General features: G+C 35.3%; 16 protein-coding genes and 1 tRNA gene. 6 read left to right on the forward strand and 11 right to left on the reverse strand.

Going from position 1 to position 20,288, the window contains the following annotated elements; all coding sequences use genetic code 11:
• Positions 1–239 precede the first annotated feature (239 nt).
• Positions 240–316: transfer RNA gene (locus T420_RS0101415), tRNA-Met, on the reverse strand.
• Positions 317–486: 170 nt separating this feature from the next.
• Here T420_RS0101415 and T420_RS0101420 point away from each other — a divergent pair.
• A complete protein-coding gene (locus T420_RS0101420; protein ID WP_013544639.1) occupies positions 487–1,443 on the forward strand; it encodes a Gfo/Idh/MocA family protein in 957 nt (318 codons plus the stop codon).
• Positions 1,444–1,490: 47 nt separating this feature from the next.
• A complete protein-coding gene (locus T420_RS0101425) occupies positions 1,491–2,609 on the forward strand; it encodes a DegT/DnrJ/EryC1/StrS family aminotransferase (protein ID WP_013544640.1) in 1,119 nt (372 codons plus the stop codon).
• Positions 2,610–2,679: 70 nt separating this feature from the next.
• Here the strand turns inward: T420_RS0101425 and T420_RS0101430 are convergent, their stop codons facing one another.
• Both T420_RS0101430 and T420_RS0101435 read right to left on the reverse strand, forming a co-directional pair.
• Positions 2,680–3,327, reverse strand: coding sequence for a hypothetical protein (locus tag T420_RS0101430; protein WP_013544641.1), 648 nt, complete (start codon positions 3,325–3,327; stop codon positions 2,680–2,682).
• Between the two features lie 23 nt (positions 3,328–3,350).
• On the reverse strand, positions 3,351–3,947 hold the full coding sequence (locus tag T420_RS0101435) for a DUF1134 domain-containing protein (protein ID WP_013544642.1): 597 nt from the start codon (positions 3,945–3,947) through the stop codon (positions 3,351–3,353).
• 212 nt (positions 3,948–4,159) lie between these two features.
• Between T420_RS0101435 and chpT the strand changes: the two genes are divergently transcribed.
• A complete protein-coding gene (gene chpT / locus T420_RS0101440) occupies positions 4,160–4,798 on the forward strand; it encodes a histidine phosphotransferase ChpT (RefSeq protein WP_013544643.1) in 639 nt (212 codons plus the stop codon).
• A gap of 149 nt (positions 4,799–4,947) precedes the next feature.
• Here the strand turns inward: chpT and ctrA are convergent, their stop codons facing one another.
• On the reverse strand, positions 4,948–5,649 hold the full coding sequence (ctrA, locus tag T420_RS0101445; protein WP_013544644.1) for a response regulator transcription factor CtrA: 702 nt from the start codon (positions 5,647–5,649) through the stop codon (positions 4,948–4,950).
• Between the two features lie 542 nt (positions 5,650–6,191).
• On the opposite strand from ctrA, the gene T420_RS0101450 reads away from it, so the two are divergent.
• Positions 6,192–6,578 (forward strand): hypothetical protein, encoded by a 387-nt coding sequence (locus tag T420_RS0101450; protein WP_013544645.1) that lies wholly within the window; start codon positions 6,192–6,194, stop codon positions 6,576–6,578.
• A gap of 128 nt (positions 6,579–6,706) precedes the next feature.
• On the opposite strand, the gene sciP is transcribed toward T420_RS0101450, so the two are convergent.
• Entirely contained in the window at positions 6,707–6,982 is a 276-nt protein-coding gene (sciP, locus tag T420_RS0101455; RefSeq protein ID WP_013544646.1) for a CtrA inhibitor SciP, read from the reverse strand.
• Positions 6,983–7,242: 260 nt separating this feature from the next.
• On the opposite strand from sciP, the gene mnmA reads away from it, so the two are divergent.
• Complete coding sequence (mnmA, locus tag T420_RS0101460; protein WP_013544647.1) at positions 7,243–8,472, forward strand: tRNA 2-thiouridine(34) synthase MnmA; 1,230 nt, start codon at positions 7,243–7,245, stop codon at positions 8,470–8,472.
• A 47-nt stretch (positions 8,473–8,519) separates the two neighbouring features.
• Here mnmA and T420_RS0101465 read toward each other — a convergent pair whose 3' ends face one another.
• On the reverse strand, positions 8,520–9,335 hold the full coding sequence (locus T420_RS0101465; protein WP_013544648.1) for a TrmH family RNA methyltransferase: 816 nt from the start codon (positions 9,333–9,335) through the stop codon (positions 8,520–8,522).
• A 736-nt stretch (positions 9,336–10,071) separates the two neighbouring features.
• On the opposite strand from T420_RS0101465, the gene T420_RS0101475 reads away from it, so the two are divergent.
• Entirely contained in the window at positions 10,072–10,980 is a 909-nt protein-coding gene (locus tag T420_RS0101475; RefSeq protein WP_013544650.1) for a cation diffusion facilitator family transporter, read from the forward strand.
• Between the two features lie 657 nt (positions 10,981–11,637).
• Here the strand turns inward: T420_RS0101475 and T420_RS0101480 are convergent.
• From T420_RS0101480 to T420_RS0101500, 5 genes are all read right to left on the reverse strand, one after another.
• The gene (locus T420_RS0101480; protein ID WP_013544651.1) at positions 11,638–12,534 is read right to left on the reverse strand and encodes a metallophosphoesterase family protein; all 897 of its coding nucleotides are present in this window, start codon (positions 12,532–12,534) and stop codon (positions 11,638–11,640) included.
• A gap of 863 nt (positions 12,535–13,397) precedes the next feature.
• Complete coding sequence (locus tag T420_RS0101485; RefSeq protein WP_013544652.1) at positions 13,398–15,494, reverse strand: membrane protein; 2,097 nt, start codon at positions 15,492–15,494, stop codon at positions 13,398–13,400.
• Positions 15,491–18,289 (reverse strand): DUF4159 domain-containing protein, encoded by a 2,799-nt coding sequence (locus T420_RS0101490; RefSeq protein WP_013544653.1) that lies wholly within the window; start codon positions 18,287–18,289, stop codon positions 15,491–15,493. The genes T420_RS0101485 and T420_RS0101490 overlap by 4 nt, the downstream gene beginning before the upstream one ends.
• Complete coding sequence (locus T420_RS0101495) at positions 18,286–19,197, reverse strand: DUF58 domain-containing protein (RefSeq protein WP_013544654.1); 912 nt, start codon at positions 19,195–19,197, stop codon at positions 18,286–18,288. The genes T420_RS0101490 and T420_RS0101495 overlap by 4 nt, the downstream gene beginning before the upstream one ends.
• Positions 19,197–20,228 (reverse strand): AAA family ATPase, encoded by a 1,032-nt coding sequence (locus T420_RS0101500; protein ID WP_013544655.1) that lies wholly within the window; start codon positions 20,226–20,228, stop codon positions 19,197–19,199. Before T420_RS0101500 ends, T420_RS0101495 begins: the two co-directional genes overlap by 1 nt.
• Between the last annotated feature and the right edge of the window lie 60 nt (positions 20,229–20,288).

A 20,288-nucleotide genomic window follows, 5' to 3' on the forward strand; every position in this document is an offset into this window, starting at 1 on the left:
TATTATTTTTTATCACTGTTTTTTCTCTGTATAAATATGTTACCATAATTATATCAAGTTTTAAAAGGATTAAATAATAAATTATTATAATGTTCCTCTGAATGTCTCTTTTGAGAAGTATTTACGTACTTCCTGTTCAGTTCTATTCATTAATTATAAAAATCTTTTATAATGACTCAATAAAATTAATTGGAATTACATAATGAAAACTTTTCTAAAAAATGTCATAAGATAAATATTGGTAGCGGAGGAGGGATTCGAACCCCCGACACAAGGATTATGATTCCTCTGCTCTAACCTACTGAGCTACTCCGCCAAAATAGATAAATCTTATAAGTAATTTTATCTTTGGCGGATACTAAGAGGTAGAATAGTAAGATGTCAAGCATCGTTTTTAAGCTTTTCTCTTGTTATTCTATTTCATCCCAGATATGGAATGAATGAAAATATAAATTTTATATAGTTGGCAAGAATAAGGCATAAAAAATGGCGCCACGTGTAGCGGTTTTAGGGTGCGGTTATTGGGGTAAAAATCATATACAGACCCTTCAAAGTCTTGGAGTTTTAACAGCAGTTTCCGATGTTGATTCCAATCGTGCTGCGCATTTCGCAAGTATGTATGGTGTTATGGCTATTACACCCGATAATCTTTTTACTCATAAAGATATTGATGCGCTTATTTTGGCATTACCCCCACAATTTCATACAGAAAATGTGATGCGGGCTGTTAAGAATGGCAAGGATGTTTTAGTTGAAAAACCAATTGCTTTAAATATAGCTGATGCTGAACTCCAAGTTCGGACTGCTAATGAATATGGACGGATTTTTATGGTAGGCCATATTCTGCGTTTTCACCCTGCCTTTGAAAAATTATGTGAATTAATAGAGCAGGGAGCATTAGGAGATATATGTTATATTTATTCTCATCGGTTAGGTTTTGGTAAATTTCATACACAAAGCAGTGCTTTATGGGATCTTGCTCCCCATGATCTTTCAATGATTTTAGCTTTGACAAAATGTGAGCCCTTACGGGTCCATGGAGAAGGATCCGCAGTGATTAACCGGTTTTCTGATTTTGCACATATTCATATGACATTTCCAAATGGTATGCGCAGCCACCTTTTTACTTCACGTCTTAGTCCTTATTGTGAAAGACGCCTAACAGTTGTTGGTACAAAGGCTATGCTTGTATTTGATGATATGGAACAGTGGAATCGTAAATTAGCATTTCACCGTTTTTCTGTTTGGCAGGAGAATAAAGAATGGGTTTCTAATACTGATAAGATAAATTATATTGATATTTGTGAAGGTTTACCGCTTACCTACGAATTGCAACATTTTCTAAATTGTATTGAGACACGCCAATCACCTCGTACAAATGGAAAAGATGCTATCGCTATTTTAAGGGTTCTAACTGCAGCTAGTGTCGATCATTATGGATAAAAGGTAAGGTAAGCCTTTATATTATTGTGATTATCAATGGAGTTAATATGCAATTCATTGACCTTGGAGCGCAGCGTGCGCGCATCGAAGACAAAATTAATGCTGCAATTGCGCATGTTATAGCCAGTGGTCAGTATATTTTAGGGCCGAAAGTAAAAGAATTTGAAGATCGATTAGCGGACTATCTTGGTGTTAAACATGTTATTGCTTGTGCTAATGGAACAGATGCGTTAATGATGCCTCTTATGGCTAAGAATATTGGTCCAGGTGACGCTGTCTTTTGTCCTAGCTTTACTTTTTCTGCAACTGCGGAGGTTGCTGCTTTGGTAGGAGCCGAACCTGTTTTTGTTGATGTAAGATCTGATACATTCAATATTGATGTTGATAAACTCTGTGAAGCAATCGAAATGATTAAAAAAGAGGGGCGTCTTAAACCAAAGGCGATTATTGCTGTTGATTTGTTTGGACTCCCTGCTGATTATGATAAAATTTCTCTGGTAGCTGAAAGAGAAAATCTTTTTGTTATTGAAGATACAGCTCAATCGATAGGTGGTAAAAGTGGTAATGTTATGTGCGGAGCTTTTGGTGATGTTGCAGCAACTAGTTTTTATCCAGCAAAACCCTTAGGGTGTTATGGTGACGGGGGTGCTATGATGACCAATGATGATGGTATGGAAGCCCTTTTACGTTCATTATTGTTTCATGGTAAAGGTAAAACACAATATGACAATGTGCGTATTGGTATGAATTCACGATTAGATACAATTCAAGCCGCTATTTTATTAGAAAAACTTGTTATTTTTGAAGATGAGATAGAAAAACGTGCGGCAATTGCCCAACGTTATTCTGAGAATTTAAAGGATATTGTAGAAGTTCCAGAAGTGAAAACGGATGTTTGTTGTGCTTATGCACAATACACCATTAAAGTGAAAAATCGCGATAAGTTAAAAGCCTATTTACAAAAAAACGGCATTCCTACAATGATTTATTATAATACTCCGTTGCATTTACAACCAGCTTATAAAAATTTTACCTATGTAAAAGATTCTCTTTCTGTTTCTGAATATTTGGGAAGTTGTGTCTTAAGTTTACCTATGTATCCTTATTTATCGCAAGGCGATCAAGATAAAATTATTCAGTGTATAAGAGATTTTTATAGTGTATAAAATCTGTAAGAGAAACGCACTATTTATGTAAACAGTATAGTTTATAATGTACTATAAGCGTTTTATTGATTTATTCTATTTTAGTATTAGCGATTTTTTTGTGAATATAAGATGCAAGATCGTTATTTTTTTTAAAGCTTTTAATTAACTTATTAAGGGATGAGTCTTTGCCTTCTTTCAAAGCGATATGGGCAGCTAGTGTAGCTGCTAATTCTTTTGTTTCTTCGCACAATTCATTCAACAATTGATCTTTAGCAGCAGTATCAAGCTCATCAATTTGAATATTTTTTAAACGTTGTTCATAATGTGCTATTTTCTCTTGCATAGCTTTAATTTCCCTTATCAAAATATCTATTGCTAGAACATTGTCTTTATTTTCTACTTTTTCTATTTTAGTAGGGGGAAAAGGTGTGTATTGCGCAGGAGAATATGAACAGTAAAGCTGTTCTTTTTTTTGGCTAAGTTGTATTTTTTGTTGAGCATATTTTTTTTGTAAAGAATCATATTGTTGTTCATGACGCGCCAACTCTACCGCATGTTGAGCACAAAGAAAATTATAGTTTGCTTGTATTTCAATAAGTGATAATGGAATTTTTGCGGAAACGGATTGATATGCAAAATGAAGAACCTTGCGCCAAATGAGAGGAGAAACAAGCACTAATAACCAAGAAATGGTTGCAACTCCAAGAATAAAAAAAAGAATTGATTGGATAAGCATAATACCTCTTTTCAATAAGAGCTTTAAAATGGGTTCCATGTTGGCGTGGGTGTTAATTTTAAATATCCCATATTGATTCCAAGACGTGCGCCAACGCCTGTACGTATTGGAATCAACAGAGTGTTGTTCCGTTTGAGGACATGAAAGCCAACTCCTGCAATTAAATAGGCCGAACCTGAAATACCTCCATAGCGTCCCCATAAATTATTTATTTTATTCAGATCGTAAACTAAGATCATTGCACGGGACCCCTGACCACCAAAATCCCATCCTACAGATGGTCCTTGCCAAAAAATTTTATGTTGACCATAACTTTTGGTAAAGATTTTCCCTTCACCATAAGTTAATCCAGCAAAAAAAGCACCAGATGCTTCTTCTCCTAAAATATAAGCATTTGGATGCCCATATCGTGAAAAAATATTTTCAATTGCAATGGCTATGCTACCTGCTGTTTTACCAAAAAAATTATGACCGGAAGCAATAATTTCTTGCAGCGAGAAATTTTGATCATGCTCTTCTATTGGTGGAAGCTGAGCATTTACAATATTTATCGTTGTGAATAAGAGCGATATGAAGAGTACGATGTTCATATACCAACGTGATAAGAGAGAGTGTACCATAGGATTTTTCTCTTTTAATTAATTATACACAAGAGGATAGAATTAAAATGTTTATCCAATTAAATAGAAAATAAGGCATAAAGTTATTTAAATTCTTAAATTTTTTCTTAAAAAGAAGATTTTAATGCGATTGTTAAATTTCTAATATATTCATTAAATGTTAAAAGCTTCAGTTGAAGAAAATTTTTAAGAATTGAGGAGCTATAATAGATATGACGTTGGCTGTTTCTTTAAAGTCTACTGATTTGGCTGCTTTGCTTTGTAGCCGTATTTGCCACGATTTAATTTCTCCTATTGGTGCTATTCAGAATGCTATGGAGCTTTATGATGAAGGAGGTGCTGATGAAGATGCTTTGCAATTAGTGCGTTTATCTGTTGCCAATGCCTCTGCTCGTTTACAATTTGCGCGATTAGCTTTTGGATCTGCAGGAGGAGTAGAGGACAAAATAGATACGGATTTTGCTAAGCAGATTTCTCAACAATACATGAAAGAAGAAAAAGCAACTTTGAAATGGCAAGCTTCTTCTTTGCTTCTACAAAAAGATGAAGTTAAGCTTCTACTCAATTTGTTATTGATTGCAAATACAATAGTGTCTCATAATGGTGAAATAAGTGTTATAATTTTGCAAGATACAAATAAACGCGTATTTCGATTTGAAATTTGTGGTAAAATATTACGCACCCCTTCTCGTTTTATTGAATTATATAACGGGCAAATGTCGGAAGAGTTAATCGATGCACATGTTGTCCAATTATATTATACGATATTGCTTGCTGAGATAACAACTATGAAAATAAGCATACACGAAACCAGTGACTGCATTATTTTAGAAAGTGTAAAGAAACTTTGAATAAGATGAAATCTCTCATCATATTAATATTAGATAAAATTCACACGATTTCTATGGATGGATGATAATTATAGGATTTTTATCGATAGATAAAAAGGAAATCTCAGCGTATAATATCTGAGATTTCAATAGTTATATTTCTTTTTTGCTTAAGCAGTTTTTCGTATGTTTTCTTCAACCGGATCACGTAATACATAGCCACGTCCCCAAACTGTGTCAATATAATTTATGCCAGAAGATACTGCATCCAATTTTTTCCGCAGTTTACAGATAAAGACATCAATAATTTTGAGTTCAGGTTCATCCATGCCCCCATAGAGATGATTGAGAAACATTTCTTTAGTGAGCGTGGTGCCTTTGCGTAGAGATAGCAGCTCTAGCATCTGATATTCTTTCCCTGTTAAATGAACAGGATGGCCTGCAACTTCAACTGTTTTAGCATCGAGATTAACAGTGAGATCACCGGTGATAATAACTGATTGTGCATGACCTTTAGAGCGGCGTACGACAGCATGAATACGTGCAATTAATTCATCTTTATGGAAAGGTTTAGTCATGTAATCATCAGCACCAAAACCAAAGCCACGAACTTTATCTTCAATACCTCCCATACCAGAAAGAATGAGCACAGGAGTTTTTATTTTTTCCAGCCGTAATGTCCGTAAGACATCATAGCCTGATATATCAGGAAGATTCAGATCAAGCAAAATGATATCATAATCATAGAGTTTACCTAAATCGATACCTTCTTCACCCAGATCAGTAATGTAGACATTAAAGTTTTCTGATTTTAGCATCAATTCGATGCTTTTAGTGGTTGTTTTATCATCTTCAATTAATAATACGCGCATTTCATTCCCTCATTTTGCTCCTCCCGAATCAAGCGGAGCTTTTTTTATTTCATAACAGTTAGTAAAATTACTGTTTATAAAAAAATAATTCATAAAATCAAACACTTAACATTGAAGTGCTTATGAATAACTCAGCAGTACGCGCAACAATTGCCGCTGTTCCCCCCACTATCTTAGATAGTGGTTAACAAAATATTTTTATTTTTAAAAGGGGTTAATAAAATTATTTTAGAAAACTTTGTATTTTCTTAAATTCTGTAGAGGAATCAGCATTATGTTTTATTAATTTGTAACTTAAAAAGTTTTATAATTAGCTATTTTAAAATTTTTATATTTATTTACCGAGATTTAAGTTTCTTTGATTTAGTAGAAACATAACATGAAGAAATAATTAGTGCTTTTAAAATAAGACTGCATTTGCAGGTGTTTTAAAAATGCTACAGGAGTTTAAATTAAAAAATACTTTTTGTTTTCACTAAGAATAGTGAGTATGAGCGCTAATGTGAGTTTTGGTATAGTTTATAGTTAAGGAGTAGTTAGGTATGAAGCCACGGCAGAATATGGTACGATTAAAGATGTTTCAAGTGCGAGAGAAGCGCCGTGAAATTACACAGCTTGAGATGATGATTACAGAATTTGAACGAATGGTATTAGACCTGGAAGAACAAATTGTTAATGAAGAGCGTAAATCTGGAAACAGTGATATTCATCATTTTGCTTATTCAGCTTTTGCTCGTGCAGCACGACAGAGGCGGGATAATCTTACGGCTTCAATTCGCGATCTAAAATTACAGAAAACAAATGCTGAAATTACTTTAAAAGAAATTAATACAGAGTTTCAACGTGCGCAAATCCTTGAAAAGAATGGGGCTGGGACAGTAACAGATGATCATCGTATTTTTACTCAACTTCATTCGATGATTGGATAGTTAAAGCTGAAGATATATGTATATCCTTAAATTTTATGTGTTAAAGGAAAAATAAGCCAGGCTTATCAGGCCTGGCTTATTTTGAAATAAAATTTTGAACCGGTATCATTATTAATTATTTATAGCAATTAATGCCTATATTGTTGGGTCTTAGTCGTCCGTAGTCCAGCTAAACCGTGTTCATCAATCGAACTTTGCCATGAAAGAAATTCTTCTACGGTTAAAGTATAACGTTGACACGCTTCATCAAGACTTAATAATCCACCTCTCACAGCCGCAACAACTTCAGCTTTGCGACGGATAACCCAACGCTTTGTCGTTGTAGGCGGTAAGTCGGTGATTGTGAGTGGACTTCCATCCGGGCCAATAACATATTTCATTTGTAGTTTTATCAAATCGGTCATTGTATTTTCTACTTGTAATATTCAAGAACCAGATGCACTTATAAAGCATGAGTTTTAAAAAAGAACTAAGCTCGTTTAAAGAAAAAATTAATAAAATCAGTTGCAGATATTATAAAAAAATAAATAAAATAATATTCTTTGATAATCTGATATCACTCGTTAGTTGTAGGAAAGACAAAAAAATAATATAAATAGCCCATAATGCGTATAAGAATATTATATTATATTGAGTAGGCATTTAAAAAGTAGAGAGTAAATATATGTTTTTAAATAGTCTTGATTTGCCAGGGCACCCTGAAAATTCTCGTATTGTTGTTGCAATGTCTGGGGGAGTTGATTCATCGGTTGTTGCAGGCCTCTTAAAAAAAGAAGGTTATGATGTAGTGGGGATTACGTTGCAGTTGTATGATCACGGTGCTGCAACACATCGTGTAGGTGCATGTTGTGCAGGACAAGATATCGAAGATGCGCGCCGTGTAGCAGAAACTTTGGGTGTACCTCATTATATTCTTGATTATGAAGAACGGTTTCGTGAAGCTGTCATTAATCCTTTTGCAGAAAGCTATGCACATGGAGAAACACCTGTTCCATGTGTTTCTTGTAATCAGACTGTTAAATTTGCTGATTTGTTAGCAACTGCCTATGAGTTAGGTGCAGATGCCTTAGCAACAGGTCATTATATTCGCAGTCGTGTCCATGGTGCACATCGGGCATTATTTCGTCCTCTGGATGCTGATCGTGATCAGAGTTATTTTTTGTTTGCTACGACGCAAGAGCAAATTGACTATTTACGTTTTCCATTAGGTGATCTTTCAAAAGATCGTGTGCGTGAAATAGCAACCGAAATGGGTTTAGTTGTTGCTAATAAACATGATAGCCAGGATATTTGCTTCGTGCCACAGGGAAGATACTCTGATGTTATTACAAAATTAAGACCAGAAGTCGCAAATCCCGGAGTTATTGTGCATATTGATGGACAGATTTTGGGAGAACACTCAGGAATTGTTAATTATACTGTTGGTCAACGTCGTGGGATTGGTGTTGCAACGGGTGAAGCACTTTATGTAATTTATCTTGATGTAGAAAATGCGCGTGTTATTGTTGGCCCGCGTGAAATGTTGGAAACACGCAGGCTTTTTTTACGTGATGTGAATTGGCTTGGTGATGAGCGGTTAGATAATTTTCCTCTTGATGGTATTGATGTGGCAGTAAAGGTTCGTTCAACGCGTCCTCCACGTCCGGCACGTTTACATTATAAACAAGGATTATTTTCTGTTGATTTGTTGGAAAGTGAAAGTGGTATAGCGCCTGGTCAAGCTTGCGTTCTTTATAATGAAAATAGTTATGAAGCGCGTATTCTTGGAGGCGGATTTATTACACGTTCAGAGCATGCAGCCGATACTGAAAAAATGTTAAAGCAAGTTTTATGCAATTTAGAAACAAAATCTTCTACCTTTTTCAAAGGTAAAACAACTATTGCATGTAAATAAATATATGAGATAAAAAATATCATCTGGTAATTTTAAGCGTTAATGCTTTAATTCAGTTTATCAAAATCAGCAAAATGTGCCAGAGCAAGACCTGATGCTGTAGCAACGTTGATGCTATCAAAACCATAAGCCATAGGAATCCGCAAAGTCTCTGATTTTTGTAGCACGTGTGCTGGTAAACCATTACCTTCTGTTCCAAAAATAAGTGCAGTGTGTTTTATTGCTTTTGTATCTTTCAGATAGCGGGGAGCAGAAGGAGAAAGTGCATAAAGGTGAAAATCCGCGTTGCTTAAAGCTGTGATAATGCTATCAATATCATCGCCTTGTGTATAAGGCACATTTAGAGCTGCGCCAGCAGAAACTCTGATTGATTTTCGGTAAAGAGGATCACATGAAGTTTTATCAACGATAATACCGGTACTGGCAAAAGCAGCTGCATTACGGAAAATCGCTCCCATATTGTCATGATTAGAAATGCCACATAAAACTGGAATTAAAGCTTTTTCCGGAAGATTTTGTAGAAATTCTTTTAATGATGGTAGTTTTTTACGTTCTCCAATGCCAAGCATACCACGATGAACATGAAAACCAGCAATGTCATCCATGATTTTTTGCGGAACACAATAAATAGGGCATGTTGGTTTTGTTTCTTTTAAAATAGGCATAATTCCTAGAAGGCGTGCTGCAACAACAAGTAATGATACGGCAGAAAATTCTTTTGAATGCAGCAATGCTGATAATATCACTTTTCCTTCAGCAATAAATTGATGTTGTCGCCCAACAAGATCTTTTTCACGAATGTTGCGATAAGCTTCCAAACGTGGATCATTGGCTTCATGGATTGTGGTGATATTTAAAGTCATATAGGGTCTTTAACATTATTTTTTTTAAATCACTAGATATTCAATAAAGAGATAAAAAAAAACATTATTTTTTAAATTTAAAGTAGAAAATTTATTGACAATATACAATCATAGGTATATATAATGCACACCGAGTGCGGCAAATGTATTGTTTTCATATCGGGTACAGGGTTTAGGTCCCCGCTATTTCCTAAGCCTGTAGGCCCTTATTTAAAGGGAAAAGAATCTGGGTTCCCAATGCCCAGATTCTTTTTTGTATTTTTATATAAAGAGATGTTTTACAAAATTTATTTTCTTCTATTGCCAGATGATTTTTGCGATTATTTTTTGTGAGGTTTTCTATAGTGATCGTTACACTTTGAAAATATAAGGAAAACACCATATCATAACTCTTAGAAGCTTTACATCTATTCATGCCATAAGAGTGGTATACAATATGCTAAGATAGCATATTTGAGTATAAAATTTTAGTTTCAATCAAAGATAATAAAAATAAAGCTATTAATAGTTAGACTGATTGTAATTGGTGACTGTGGGAAATTACTTTTTTATAAGTAATATCTGAGTCGTTTTTTACTAGAATAGCTGTAAAAATTGATATTAATTGTAAAAATTAGTTTTTTTGTCTTGTATTTCTTATTATTTTGAGAGAGTGTTAGAAGATATATTGAAAGTATTATAAGATGTAGCCCTGAAAATATTGTCGCTCATTATAATCAAAAAAGATCATTGAATTATGGATACAAAAATACAGATACAAAGATTGACTATATTGTCTATTTTGGTGGCTTGTATTGTTTTTTCTTTGAAGTGCTGGGCTTACTACATCACTAGTTCAGTTGCTCTTTATTCTGATACATTGGAGTCGATTGTAAATATTCTTGCAGCTTTAGCAGCGTGGTGGGCAGTTAAGATAAGTATGAAGCCAGCTGATCAAGATCATCCTTTTGGACATTATAAGGCAGAGTATTTTTCTGCTCTTCTTGAAGGTGTGTTGATTATTATTGCAGCAATTATGATTTTAAGAGAAGCATGGTTAGCATTCATAACGGTTGAATTACCCAAAAAACCTGGGATATGGCTTGCTCCTTATTTTGTGGCATGTATTATAAATTTTTTTTGGGGATGGCTTCTTATTCGACAGGGAAAAATTCATCGTTCTCCTGCCCTTAAAGCAGATGGAGTGCATTTAATGACAGATGTTTTAACTTCATTTGGCATTTTAATTGGATTGGTTTCTGCTTTTATAACTGAATCGGCTATTTTGGATCCGATTTTGGCAGTAATTGTTGCTATTAATATTCTTTTACAGGGAGGAAAGGTAATTTATAATGCGATTCAGGGTCTTATGGATGTTGGAGTTGAATTAAATGAAACTTTTTGGATCCGTGATCTTATTTCAGGTAGTGCACATGGCGCAATTGAAGTCCATGATTTAAAAACACGTGTTGCTGGTAGGGTTACTTTTATAGAGTTTCATTTAGTTGTACCAACTGTAATGCAAGTAGGAGAGGCGCACCAGATTTGCAATAATATTGAGAGTGTGCTTGAAGCCGAATTTGAGAATGCACGTGTTATTATTCATATAGAACCTGAAAATGAGGCTAAATTGCCTCTCGGTACAGCGGTTGTTCCTTTTGTGTAAAGATTTTATTTTTTTATTATAAACATAGAAAACTCTTAAAGGAGCAGGAGTGTATGCTAGGTTTATTATTTTTATATTTTTAAGAGTTAAGAATGAGTTGTGGAAACACGTAATCTTTTTAAAAGGCATAAAAGAAAATTATGACTGATACTTCATCAATAATGATGAATATATCAAAACAGAAAAAATTATTGATATTGATATAGAATAAACTAAACTTCAAATTTATTATTGTGTTCGGTAATAAAAGCCTTCACCAAAGAGATTAGAAATCTTTCTTTTACGATTTTCTGATCATTTTTACTACAAATGAATTTTTTCTTCTTTGAAAGAAACTACTTCAAATGTTACTGGCTCATTTCCGGTAATGATAGGAAGAAAGGCATCGATTTTAAATTAGCTTTTTTTGTGTGTGATGTCTTTTCGCTCAAGCAGACAGTATAATTGTGCATCACAATCCTATATAAATTAATAAATCAAACCACACATATTCATATGTTTCTGTTACTTAATTGTATTTAGTGATATTTTTCGACATTCTCTTTTTCATAATTTACTCAATAGGGATTTTGATACAATGGCTAGCTATTATGTATAATAGCAACAATAGCACATCTTAGTAAAGATTAGTAAAGAACGTTCCGTTTTCTCGAAATATTAAAAATCAATTTTTTCAATGCATGCTATTTCATTATTGTGATTAATAATACCATAACGTTCTAATTGGCAGTGCCATTGATGATGCAAATATTCAATAGTGAATAAGTTAAAATTTGCAGGGGGCTTTTTGCTTCCAAAAGATTGTGATGCTGAAGCAACACCAACAATAGGAGTCTTGCCCATTTTTCCTTCAATGATGTTCAACGTAGGTAAATGAGTATGACCATGGAGAATAAGTTCGCAACCGTGGTGTTTAATAATTTTTAGAAAACGTTCTACACCCCATAACTTTTTATGCCAAGAAGTAGCATGGTGAAAAGGAGGATGATGGATCGTTACAATACGGAAGAGATTACGTGTTGCAGCTTCACTTAAGAATTGGGACAAAATTTTTGCTTGTTTCTTATCAAAATAGCCTGCAGCTTGAAAAGGTGGTGTTGCAATAGCTGAAGAAGCACCTATAATTGCTATATTATTGCGAATACGCATATAGGGAAAAGGGTTTTTTTGTGGGAAATCACTTTTGATCCAAGGTTGGAAGCAAGTACAGGCTTTTTGAAATGCTCCGCGAACATAAGCATCGTGATTTCCAAATGTTAGGGAAATATTTTGAGGATTATTTTGGGCAAGTAACCAGCTGCGAGCTTGCGTAAATTCTTTATCTAAGGCAAGATTAATGAGGTCACCCGAAATCACAATATGATCAGGCTTTTTCTGTTTCAATGCGTGCATTAAAGTTTCTAAAGCATCTGTTTTCATTTGATTGTTACGTTTTTTTGTCCAATTAAGATATCCAGTCAGACGCTTCCCACAAAGTTCAAGTAAGGAAGGTTGCGGTAAGGGTGAAAGATGTACATCGGATATATGAGCAAGATAAAACATAGATGCTAGCATAGCGTTGAAAATAATTTAGGCAATAAAAAATGGGAAAGGCAAGCAGTTTATTGTTATAGGCAATGGAAAATTGTAAAATGAAAAACAGTTTGCTAAAGATATTAAACAGGTTTTTGGGATATTGATTTTGATAGAACAGAACACTCAAAATAAACTTTTGCAAGAGGATGAAGATGTTCTATGAAAAAATAAGCGATAGCGAATCAAAGCGTTTAAAATGAAAATGTTTGGTATTTTTGATTACATATGAGTCTTTCTAACTATTCATGACAGATACATCATTTGTTTCTCAATCTTTCTCTTCTTTTTCTGCAACTGGTGATACAATCAGTTATTGATCTAAAAAATTGAATATGAGGTTCAGATTGAAAAAATTAATCAAATAATTTTTTGCCCTGGTCGTTTTACGCGCGCAAGTTATTTGCTTAAGAGAAAGTGGAAAGCATAATCACCGACTTTCTTTTGTATCTTGCATTGGAGATTATGTTATTGGTTCAGTTGAAGATGACGCCTATAAAAATACTTTCTACAAACTGCTTATTTTAGGACTTCTTGTTGTACGCTCTGATTATACAAATATTAGCATGGGAAGCAGCTTAATGCGTTTTAACGTTAAAAACAACAGAGAATTACAACGTTGCTTTGGTAATTTTGATTGGAGATGAAAAATATTATAGTCGTTTTGGGTTTAAAAATATAAAACATCGCGAATACAAATGTTTGCACCCGTAAAACCACAGTGATTGTTAGCTTTGGAACTACAAAGAGATTTATTAGAAATGTTAGAGGATAAAGTATATTATTGTTCGTTTTAAATATGCATAAGTTACTTTATAAGTAGCTATAAAGTTGGCTAGAATTTTTTAATGATTTTCACAATACCATACGCTACTCAATAATAAAAGACAGATAAGTAACGCCAAAAATCCAGAAAAAATAGGAAAGTGAGAAATATTAACCAAACGGGTTTCTGTTGCTTCTTTCAAAACGATTGAATGAGAAAAAGATGAGATTTTTTCTGTTTGTGATTGAATCAATTTGATGGGAGGAAGATGAATGCCATTTTTTTCTTTATTCCATAAACGCACAACATGACCACCAGTGTGTTTACTGATAGGAGCAAGTTTTTCTTCTGTCGAAATTAAATCAGATAATTCGGGACTATTGATTGCTCCTACAGTAGAAAATACTGTTTGATCGCCATTATTAATGGTAAAGATCCCTGTTTCATCGGTCTGAATACTTCCTGTAAATACACCTTCCTGTTCTTTTGTAAGGGTGATGTTCTTTTTTTTGCCAGAGGGAAAGATTATTTCAGCTGGTTCTGGATGATCTTGGAGCGTTTGTCGACGAATTGTTAAATAATAATGGTGACTTAAAGCACTTAATTTTTCTTCTTCAAGCTCTGGTTCTTTCATCAGCCAGTGAGCAATTCGACGATAGAGAGCTGCATAAGGACCTCCACCTTCAAAACCTCGTGCCCAAAGCCAACTTTCATCAGAAAGTAACATTCCTAAACGACCTTTATCAACGTGGGAAAGAAGCAAAAGTGGTTGTTCATTAGCTCCTTTCATAATAGCAATGTTTTTTCCTATATTTTGAATTGCAATTTGTCGCAACCATCGTCCCCATTGATGAGCAGGATGGGTAGGTGTTGCAAGACCTCGCGTAACCGGATGACGCTTACCTTCTTTAGTTAGGGTAGGGCGAAAAGGCTTTTGAATGATAGCACCATTTGGCAGTGCTGGTAGAACACGTATTAAAGGCGTTTTAGCTAGTGAAAATTCTGTAGTAAATTCAGGTCCTGTTACTATCAGTAATGCTCCACCTTTTTGTACATATTGGGCAATATAATCATAGTAAATCAATGGAAGGGCAGTGGAATGTTGGTAGCCATCAAGAATAACAAGATCAAAATTATTGATGTCTTCAACAAATAATTTTGTGGTAGGAAAGACTACAAGTGATAATTGATTCAGGGGGGTATTATCGGCTTTTTCAGGGGGACGCAAAATAGTGAAATGAACAAGATCGATATTAGAATCACTTTTTAAAAGATCACGCCATGTACGTTCGCCATTATAGGGCGCACCTGAAATCAAAAGAACTCGCAAATTTTCTCTAATACCTTCAATAACAGTTATGGCACGGTTGTTATCAAGGCTTAATTCACCTTCATGTGTATCAGTTGTAACTTGAATGATATTTTTTTCGGCATGAGGTAGGATGATTTCAGTTTGAAAGATGACACCAGGGGTTACGGAATAATAACCGACTTTTTGACCGTTGATGCTTACAATAATATTTGCTTTTGCTGGTATGGGCTCTTTAGGCTGGCCTTTATCTTCTACCAAAATGGAAAGCATGAGTGGTTTATTGACAAGAGCAAAGCGGGGAGGAGCAATAAATTTAATTTGACGGTCAAATTCATCCGTTTTACCTGTTATCAAAGCATTAATTGGTGCATCATGGTTAAATTCTGATAGCTGTGGGATATCATGTACTTGTCCATCCGTGATCAAAATCGTTCCTGCATAGCGAGAGGGTGGTATATCAGATATAGCTTGTGTTAGAGCGTGAAACAAATTTGTTGATGGTGCATAACGATCATCAGAAAGTTTTCCAGCTTCAATAAAGCGTGGTTCGAATTGTGGATAACGCGCCAGCGCATTTGTTAGTTGTGTACGTGCTTTATTGCTATCTTCTTCACGTGTGCCAAATGTTTGGCTTTCGCTATGATCAATAACAATACCTACGGTACTTTTAACAGGTTCACGCTGTTCTTTTGTGATCATTGGATTAAGTAGTGCAAGGATGAGTGAGATTAATGCTACAAGGCGTAAAAAGGCTCCGCGACGTTGTGTAATAAAGCCAATGATTATAAAAAAAGCAGGGAGTCCTCCTAAAAAAAGAAGCCAAGAAATAGACAAAAAAGGCTGAAAGATGAGAGATTGTATCATTGCCTTCTTTCTCTATTAAAACGTTCTAATAATGCGGGGACATGAATCTGGTCAGCTTTATAGTTTCCTGTAAGCGTATAGATGACAATATTCAATCCTGCACGAAATGCCCACAGCCGTTGCATAGGATCATTAGGAATAAGTGGATATTTCCACATGCCTTTTTCGTTTAATGCCCAAGCAGCAGTAAAGTTATTTGCAGTGATAAGAAGAGAACTAACATTATCACCGGTAGTGATAGAGTTTTTGTTTTTTTTGTTTATCGAGGATGATTCAACCCATAAAGGGGAACCACGATAAAGCCCGGGAAAATCAGGCATAATATAAAAAGAACGGGCAATAACATGCTCAGTTGATGCTGGTTCAATCGTTGGAATATTTAATTCACTTAATATAGTACGTAATCTTTGTGTGGCTGGGGTAGCTGTTTCTTCAAGGTTAAAATTTGTATTTATTTGATCACGAGTGTCAAATAAAACTGTACCACCATGTTTCATAAAGACCTTGATTTTCTGAAGGCTTTTTTGTGTTGGCATAGGACTATTCGCATCAATTGGCCAGTAAATAAGAGGATAGAAAGTGAGTTCATCTTTATCAAGATCAAGTGCTACAACAGGACCAGGTGAAAGCATTGTACGTTCTGCTATAAATTGACTAAGCGCTTCTAATCCACTTTTACTCGTTGTATCAATTTCATGATTATTGGTTATAACATAAGCGAGATGGGTAGAACCTGCTGCTTGTACAATAGTTTCATCATGGTCGTCTATAATTTGTGCCTGCACAATTGGTGAATATGGAAGTAAAGCGATGAAAACTACTATAAAAGGCAGAAAAAGTGCCATATTGCGTCGTCGATTAAAAGGAAAAGATCTGCCTATCCATAGGGCTAAAAAACTATCAAGGGCTAATAATAAGCTGGTTATTCCTAACAGGATTCCAGTAAAATGTTTTTCTTGTATATTGTAGGATAGAGGTTTCTTATTTAAAAAGGTGGGTAATAATGATTGTTTCGTTAAGCGTGATGTATGGTTGAGTAGATTGAAAGCATAGAGATTGTTTTTGACGCCATAAAGTCCAGGTGGGGTGTGGTAGGATGGAAGGGGAGGATTCTGTGTATCGGTAATAAGTGGGATAACATGAGAAGGAGCTGTTTGTAATTGACCATCAGCACTGAGTGTTTGCCAAGGATTATGTATTGTTTTTATTTGCGTTGGAGTTTCTTTTACATGTGTATTAAGCGTAATAAGTTTGTGTAACATTTGTGCAAAAAAACCGGACAGAGGAAGATTCGACCATGTCGGATCAGGTGCTACATGAATAAAAATCAACATACCCTTACCATGGTTGGCAGCTGTAATAAGAGGAGTACCATCTGCAAGACTAAGCCATGTCTTTTCAAAAAGGTCTGAGCTTGGTTCCGCAAGAATTTGACGTGAAACAGTGACGTTTTCTGGAAAGGAAAGATCAAAAAAGAAACTGTTTTTTGTAAAAGGTGCTAACTTTTGTGGTTTTGCCCACGACATAACACTACCAAGTAAGCGTTCACCAGAACGCAATGAGACAGGTAATAAGCTATCATAATGTTTTGCGGTACTCAGATTCTCTCCAGCAAAACGGATAAGTATTCCCCCTTGATTGACAAAATCAGATAGCTTTTTTTCTGTTTCTTTTGCAATGTTAATTATATCACCTATAATGAAAACAGATGGATTTTGTTTAAGTAAACGATCAATATCAATTGAAAGTTCTCCTCCTCCCATTGTTATAAGTTGTGTATGATCTTGTAATGCTTTAATAATATAGTACATTGGAGAAAGTAAGGGCTGTACCATTTCATTGATGTTTGGTGATAAAAGAGCAACGCGATTTATTCGGCTACGGCTGTCGACTAAAAAGGTTGCAGCAGCTTGAGCCTGGTTATCAATTTTAATCCATGCGATATGATTACGTAATTCAAGTGGTAGATTAAAAGGAACAAGAGCTGTTGTTTCTCCTTCATGAAAGTTTGTCGTAAAACGAGCAAGGAATTGATTTTTAAAATCATAAAGGTTGAGTGTTATCGGAGGTTCACCATAAGTGGTTGCACGGATGACACGTGCTGACATATTTCCATTATTATTTTCTATGTTTGTTATGCCTGCAAGAGTAGAAATATCATCTGCATACCATAAGAATTTTTTTGGTTTTAACTGCTTGATAAGAGCAAAAGCCTGCTCATCTTCATTTGTTTGCAAACCATCACTTAAGTAAGCAATATCAAGAGGTTTTTCACCAGTCTGTTCCGTGAGTTTTTGAAAAGCTTGGACGCGGTTGACAGGCCAAGGACGAGGACGTAAATGCAGTAAATGCTGTTTGATAACTTCTACAGAAAAAGGACCAATATCTTGAGTATTGTTTTCAGCTGTTGCAAGCAAATAAATATTTTTTTGGTGTTTTTCTGCTTGTGCGAGTAAGGATTTGGCAACGGCAATGCGTTTTTTCCATTCTTCAGCGGATGCCCATCCATTATCAATGATGAGTGCAAGAGGATGAGAACCAGAAAATACAATCGGTTTTTGAATCCAAGTAGGACGTGCTAATGCGATGATGATCAGTGTTGCTATAGTTAGCCGTAACAATAATAACCACCAAGGCGTGTGATTGACAGTTTTCTGTTGATTGGTTTTTTTAAGCAGAAGGTGTAAAGGAGGAAAAAGTTCTTTATTAGGACTTGAAGGCGTTGTTCTCAACAACCACCAAATAATCGGTAAGGCCAAAAGTCCAAGCAAAAGTAAAGGAGCATCAAAACTCAAAGTGATCTCCTTAGGTAAGATTTAGAGGCTTTCATTTTGTTTGCAAGGTGCACAATGATTTCTGTTAAAGGGCGATTAGTTAAGCTAACCTGGTAAGTCCATCCTTGATGCGAGCAAAATTCTGTTAGTTTTTGTCGTCTTTCTTGGTAGAGCTTGTGGTAATTCTTACGCAAGTTTTCTGCTTTTCTCACAAGGAGTTTTTCTTTTGTTTCAGGATCAAAAAATTCTATATGGCCTGTGTAAGGGAAATGTTCTTCTGCTGGATCGGTAACTTCAATGAGATGTGCATTGACCTGTTTTGTAGCTAAAACTGTTAGGTGATCGATAATTTTTTCAGGATGGTCAAGGAAGTCACTCATTATTATGACTTGTGAAAAACGAGTAACAATTGAGAAATTTGGAAATGAATTTTCAACTTGGTGATTCGTTAAAGCTAGAGCCATACGCTCCATTACATTAGAGCTGATAGTTGGAGCCATTAAACCAGGAATGGCAATATGTTCGCCACTTTTTGCAAGAAGTTTTGCCAATGCAAGGGAAAGAATGATAGCATGATTGCCTTTAGAGATTTTTGAAAAGCATGAACAATATTGCATAGAGGCACTTTGATCGGGCCAAATCCAAACTGTTTGCGTCATCTCCCATTCACGTTCACGTAGGTAGGTATGTTCATCACGTGCTGAACGACGCCAGTCAATATGTGTAATGGATTCTCCTTGCACATAAGGACGAAATTGCCAGAAATTTTCTCCATTGCCACGTTTATGTTGACCATGCCTTCCAGTTATTAGTGTATTTGCAAGACGGCTTGCTTGTAAAAGGAAATAGGGCATATTAGCTGCATCTTTTTGTAGTGTTGCAGCAAGTGATTGTCGGGTTTCTTTAAAAATTTTTTTGCCAATAGCCATTAGAGGGAGTCTTTCATGAGATTAGCAATAATATCTTTTATAGTTATATTTTCAGCATGTGCAGAAAAATTAAGTGCCATACGATGTTGTAATACAGGTTGTGCGAGTGCTTGAAGATCATCAAGTGAAGGGGCTAGACGTCCATAGTAAAGGGCACGAGCGCGAACGCAAAGTGAAAGTGCTTGTGATGCTCGAGGACCAGGGCCCCAAGAAATATAAGTATTTGCAAGGGAATTGTCTTTATGAGGGCGAGCGGAGCGCACTAGCTTCAAAATGGCTTCGACAACACTTTCAGAAATTGGCATTTGGCGGACAATTTTTTGGATTTTTTGTAATTTTTTGATTGATAAAACAGGTTTTGCAATTTGGCTTTTTTTACTTGTCGTTTCTAAGATAATACGCCGTTCTGTAGTTAGATCAGGATAGTCAATGTCAATTTGCATCAAAAAGCGATCTAGTTGTGCTTCAGGAAGACAGTAAGTTCCTTCTTGTTCAACAGGATTTTGAGTTGCAAGTACATGAAATGGTTGTGGTAGATCATAACGCGTTCCAGCAATAGTGACATGGTATTCCTGCATAGCTTGCAAAAGAGCTGATTGAGTGCGAGGAGAAGCACGGTTAATTTCATCGGCCATGAGAAGTTGAGTAAAGATAGGACCTTGAATATAACGGAAAGAACGTCGACCATTTTTATCTGAATCCATAATCTCGGAACCAATAATATCTGATGGCATTAAATCTGGTGTAAATTGGATGCGTTTTGCATCAAGTCCCAAGACGATTCCAAGTGTTTCAACAAGACGTGTTTTAGCAAGTCCTGGAACACCAATAAGGAGAGCGTGTCCGCCTGCTAAAATAGCTGTTAAGGTGTATTCAATCACATGGCTTTGTCCAAAAATAACTTTGTCAATTGCTTTTTGTAGAATATCTAGTTCTTTGTGTGCTTCATCAATATCTTTAACAATTAATGAGGCATCATCGTTGATACTCGCCTTTTCATTAGAATGGGATAATGTATCATATTGACTCATATTTTTTCCTTAAAGCCATGTGTCGTAAAATAATAATTTCTTCTATATTATTATAAATCT

The organism is Bartonella clarridgeiae ATCC 51734 (assembly GCF_000518185.1).
GTDB classification, from domain to species: Bacteria; Pseudomonadota; Alphaproteobacteria; order Rhizobiales; family Rhizobiaceae; genus Bartonella; species Bartonella clarridgeiae.